Genomic DNA, 4,052 nt, shown 5'->3' on the forward strand with positions numbered 1-4,052 from the left:
CTCGCGCTCGGGACGCCCCTTCTCGGTGGTGCTCATCGACCTGGACAAGTTCAAGGAAGTCAACGACACCATGGGCCACCTGGAGGGCGACCTGGTGCTGGCGCGGGTAGGACGGCTGCTGGAACAGAAGTGCCGACAGTCGAACGTGGTGGCGCGCTACGGCGGCGACGAGTTCGTGATCCTGATGCCGGAGACCGGGGTGGAGCAGGCGCAGATCCTCTCCGAGCGCCTGCGGCTGTGGATCGCCACCGATCCCATGCTCAACGAGCGCCACATCACCGGCAGCTTCGGCGTGGCCACCTTCCCGCTGCACGGGGCCAGCGTGGAAGACATCGTGCGCGTGGCCGACGCCGGCATGTACGTCTCCAAGCACGCGGGCGGCAACCGCGTGGCCACGGCGGAAGAGTTCGCAGAGGGCGAGGGCGTGGCCCTGCAGCGGCAACTGGTCACCAGCTACGTGGAGGGCTTCCTGCATCGCGAGCACCTGGGTCCGGATTGCGCCGACGACCTGGTGGCCACGCTGCGCAAGCTGGGCGCCGCCATCAAGGACGGCAGCAGCGCGCAGGCGCTGATGGACGCCATCCGCGCGTTGACGCGGGCGGCCGAGACCCGCGAAGCCCACGCCCTGGGCCACGGCGAGACCGTGGCCCGCTTCGCCGAGGCCATCGGCAAGGAGCTGCGCTTACCCCACGACGAACTCAGCGACCTGGCCTTCGCCGCTCTGGTCCACAACGTGGGCAAGATCCTGATCCCGGAGCGCCTGCTCAACAAGGCCGGCGCCCTCACCCAGGACGAGTTCTACCTGGTCAAGATGCACGCCGAACTGGGGGCGCGCATCGTGGAGACGATTCCCGGCGGCGCGCCCCTGGCGCTTCTGGTGCGCCACCACCACGAGCGCTTCGACGGCCACGGCTACCCCGAGGGCCTGGCGGGCGAGCAGATCCCGCTGGGAGCGCGCATCATCGCGGTGGCGGAGGCCTACGTCAACATGACCGCCGACCGCCCCTACGCCAGCGTGAAGTCGCCCAGCGAGGCCATGGTTGAACTGGAAAGCCTGAGCGGGACCCAGTTCGACGGCATGCTGGTGCGCATCCTCATCCGCCGGCTCAAAGGCGAGAAGGCGGCCAAGCTCTAGCGGGCTTTTCCCGGAATCTCTCATTCAGCCAGAGAAAGCCTCGGCGCTGTCCGCGAGATCCTTCGCGGGCAGAAGCCCGCTCAGGATGACGCCCTCGAAGTGAGGGCGGCTACCTCTGGCGTTTGCGCGGCTTCTTCGATTCCACCAGCAGCACCGCCACCTGGGCGAGAGCGGCATGGGCGAGGCCCAGGCCCTCCGGAGTCTTGGCCTTGACGCCCACCGCCGAAGGCGCGATGCCCAGTAGCTTGGCCACGCTGGCCTGGATCTTCTTGGCGTGAGGACCGATCTTGGGGGCGGCCAGGATGAGCGTGGAGTCCACGTTGGCCACGGCGTAGCCGGCGCGGGCGACCTGCTTCAGGGCCTCGCGGACGAAGAGGGCGGAGTCGGCGCCCTGCCACTTGGGGTCGGAGGGCGGGAAATAGCCGCCGATGTCGCCGGCGGCCACCGCCCCCAGCAGGGCGTCGGTGAGCGCATGCAGCAGGATGTCGCCGTCGGAGTGCCCGGCAAGGCCGGCCTCGTGCGGGATCACGACGCCCCCGATCTTCAGCGGGAGGCCGGGGCGGAATTCGTGCGAGTCGAAGCCGAAGCCGATTCTCATGACGAACCACCAGCCACGGATTCGCACGGATTCTCACGGATCTTTTTTCTATCATTGTCAAAGAGCAGGCGCCGGAACTGGGGACGTTCGCCGAAGTTCAACAGGAGGCCGACTTCGATCTGCGTGGAACGGAGGTAATGCAGAAGCTGAGCTTCGTGAGACTTTTCGATCGTCCTGGCAGTCTTGAGCTCCAAGAGAACTCGGCCTTCGGCGAGAAGGTCCGCACGGAAATCCCCAACCGAGTGGCCCCGAAAGCCAACCGTAATCGGGACCTCGCGTTCAACCTTCAAACCTGCATCTCGCAAGGCAATCACCATCGAGTCACGATAGATCGATTCCAAGAAACCATATCCAAGCTCGTTGTAGACGTCGTAGAAGACACCGATGATCTTCTGAGTCAGCTCTTCGTGCTTCAGGCCTGGCTTTTGGTCTTCCATGATTCCTGATCCGTGATGATCCGTGAGAATCCGTGGCCGCTTGGTTTCAGTCCCTACGAGCAGGGTCCCCGCCCTCCTGCCCCAGATAGAACTCCGCAAGGGCCAAATCGTCCGGGGTGGTGATCTTGAGGTTGCGGGCGGAGCCCATGACCACCGCCACAGTGTGTCCGGCGCGTTCCAGCAGCGAGGCTTCATCGGTGCCGGTGAAGCCGTCGGCCAAGGCCTCGTCCATGGCCTTCTTCAACAGGCCGAAGCGGAAGCCCTGCGGGGTCTGGGCCAGGACTATGTGCTGACGGGGGATGGTGGAGCTGACGATGGCGCCCTCGGCGGTGCGATCCACCTGCTTGACGGTGTCGACCGCCGGGACCCCGGCGATGGCGGCGCCGTAGCGGGTGGCGGCTTCGATCACGCTGCGGATCAGCGCAGCGTCCACGAAGGGGCGGACGGCGTCGTGCACCAGCACGATGTCCTCGGGGTCGGCCTGCACCTGCGCCAGGGCGTTGGCCACCGATTGCTGGCGGTGCTCGCCGCCCTCCACCAGGCGGAGCTTGCGGCCGAAACCCTCCTTTTCCAGCCGCCCCTGGTACTTCTGGATCTCGGGCGGGCGCAGGGCCACGTAGATCTCGTTGACTTGGGGGAGTTCCGCGAACTTGCGCAGGGTGCGCACCAGGATGGGCACGCCGCGCAGCTCGACGAACTGCTTGGAGGAGGGCGGCGGTCCGGTCGCGCGCCCTTTGGCGGAGGCGGCCATGCGCGTCCCCAGACCGGCGGCGGGAATGACGACCACGACCTTCATCAGGGGCGAAGAGTATAGCAGTTGCCGGCGCCCGCGTCCCAGCCGGCGGCGGTCGGTAGTGTCTCAGTTTGGCCAAACTGGGAGACTGCCCGGCGGTCTACGTTCCCAGCGAGCGGGCGACCTCGGTGATCAGGTCGCGCAGGCTGCGGGTCTGGGCGGTGCTGAGCCCGAGGAACTCGAATCCGTGGTGGAAGCCGCGGCGGTGGCGGACGTGGGCGCGCAAGCGCATGGGCGGGCCGGAAGACCCGAAGCGAAACTCCACGCTGACCACCTCGCCGGATTCGAGATGCCCCGCCAGGACCGCGCCGAAGCCGCCCAGGCTCAGCGAGGTGCAGCGGCCGTGCAGGTTCTTGGGCTTGCCGCCCTGATCGCAGGTCACGACCAGCCGCTCATCCAGGTCATGCCGGGGATGGCGCCGCTGCCGCCGCAGCGACGAGGCCCGGTTGTCGTTCGCGTCCATTCACCGAGATCCTTGCCGTTCCCGGCCGGGGCGCTTGCGCTCAGCTCTCATGGGTGGGGCGCTCCACCAGGGCGGGGGTGGACGAAGGCTTGCGCTCCGGCGGCCGCGGCGGCTCCGCGGCGGGGCGGGGAGCGAAGGCGCGCTCGTCGAACTTGCCGAAGATCATCTTGCCGGCGGTGGTCTGCAGCACCGAGGTGACGGAGACGTCGATGGTCTTGCCGATCATCTTGCGGGCGTTGTCGACCACCACCATGGTGCCATCGTCGAGATAGGCGACGCCCTGGTTGTATTCCTTACCTTCCTTGAGGATGAAAACCCGCATGGTTTCGCCCGGCAGCACCACCGGCTTCAAGGCGTTAGCCAGCTCATTGATGTTCAGCACGGGGAGTCCCTGGAGCTGCGCCACCTTGTTCAAGTTAAAGTCGTTGGTGACGATCTTGGCCTCGTAGAGCTTGGCCAGTTCGATCAGCTTCATGTCCACGTCGCGGACGGTGGGGAAGTCGTCCTCCACGATCTGGATGGAGAGGGTGGCGATCTTCTGGATGCGCTGCAGGATGTCGAGGCCGCGGCGGCCGCGGTTGCGCTTGAGCGAGTCGGCGGAGTCGGCCACCAGTTGCAGCTCGCGC

The 4,052-nt window shown here is 66.8% G+C and carries 6 protein-coding genes; 1 reads left to right on the plus strand and 5 read right to left on the minus strand.

Annotated elements, in window-relative coordinates; genetic code table 11:
* Positions 1-1,135: HD domain-containing phosphohydrolase (locus VEG08_15410; GenBank protein ID HXZ29382.1), on the plus strand; the 1,135-nt coding region annotated here is incomplete at its 5' end.
* A gap of 109 nt (positions 1,136-1,244) precedes the next feature.
* On the opposite strand, the gene ispF is transcribed toward VEG08_15410, so the two are convergent.
* From ispF to VEG08_15435, 5 genes are all read right to left on the minus strand, one after another.
* Positions 1,245-1,733, minus strand: coding sequence for a 2-C-methyl-D-erythritol 2,4-cyclodiphosphate synthase (gene ispF, locus VEG08_15415; GenBank protein HXZ29383.1), 489 nt, complete (start codon positions 1,731-1,733; stop codon positions 1,245-1,247).
* On the minus strand, positions 1,730-2,170 hold the full coding sequence (locus tag VEG08_15420) for a GxxExxY protein (GenBank protein HXZ29384.1): 441 nt from the start codon (positions 2,168-2,170) through the stop codon (positions 1,730-1,732). The genes ispF and VEG08_15420 overlap by 4 nt, the downstream gene beginning before the upstream one ends.
* A 46-nt stretch (positions 2,171-2,216) precedes the next feature.
* Positions 2,217-2,966, minus strand: a complete 750-nt coding sequence (gene ispD, locus VEG08_15425) for a 2-C-methyl-D-erythritol 4-phosphate cytidylyltransferase (protein ID HXZ29385.1) — start codon at positions 2,964-2,966, stop codon at positions 2,217-2,219.
* A gap of 97 nt (positions 2,967-3,063) precedes the next feature.
* A complete protein-coding gene (locus VEG08_15430) occupies positions 3,064-3,426 on the minus strand; it encodes a PilZ domain-containing protein (GenBank protein HXZ29386.1) in 363 nt (120 codons plus the stop codon).
* A 40-nt stretch (positions 3,427-3,466) separates the two neighbouring features.
* The coding region (locus VEG08_15435) for a TRAM domain-containing protein (protein ID HXZ29387.1) at positions 3,467-4,052 on the minus strand (586 nt) is incomplete at its 5' end.

The sequence above is a fragment of the Terriglobales bacterium genome (assembly GCA_035624475.1).
Lineage (GTDB): Bacteria > Acidobacteriota > Terriglobia > Terriglobales > Acidobacteriaceae > DASPRL01.

Coding starts and splice junctions, on each gene's coding strand:
- ispF (HXZ29383.1), bottom strand. CDS start 1,733: ATGAGAATCGGCTTCGGCTTCGACTCGCACGAATTCCGCCCCGGCCTC.
- VEG08_15430 (HXZ29386.1), bottom strand. CDS start 3,426: ATGGACGCGAACGACAACCGGGCCTCGTCGCTGCGGCGGCAGCGGCGC.
- VEG08_15420 (HXZ29384.1), bottom strand. CDS start 2,170: ATGGAAGACCAAAAGCCAGGCCTGAAGCACGAAGAGCTGACTCAGAAG.
- ispD (HXZ29385.1), bottom strand. CDS start 2,966: ATGAAGGTCGTGGTCGTCATTCCCGCCGCCGGTCTGGGGACGCGCATG.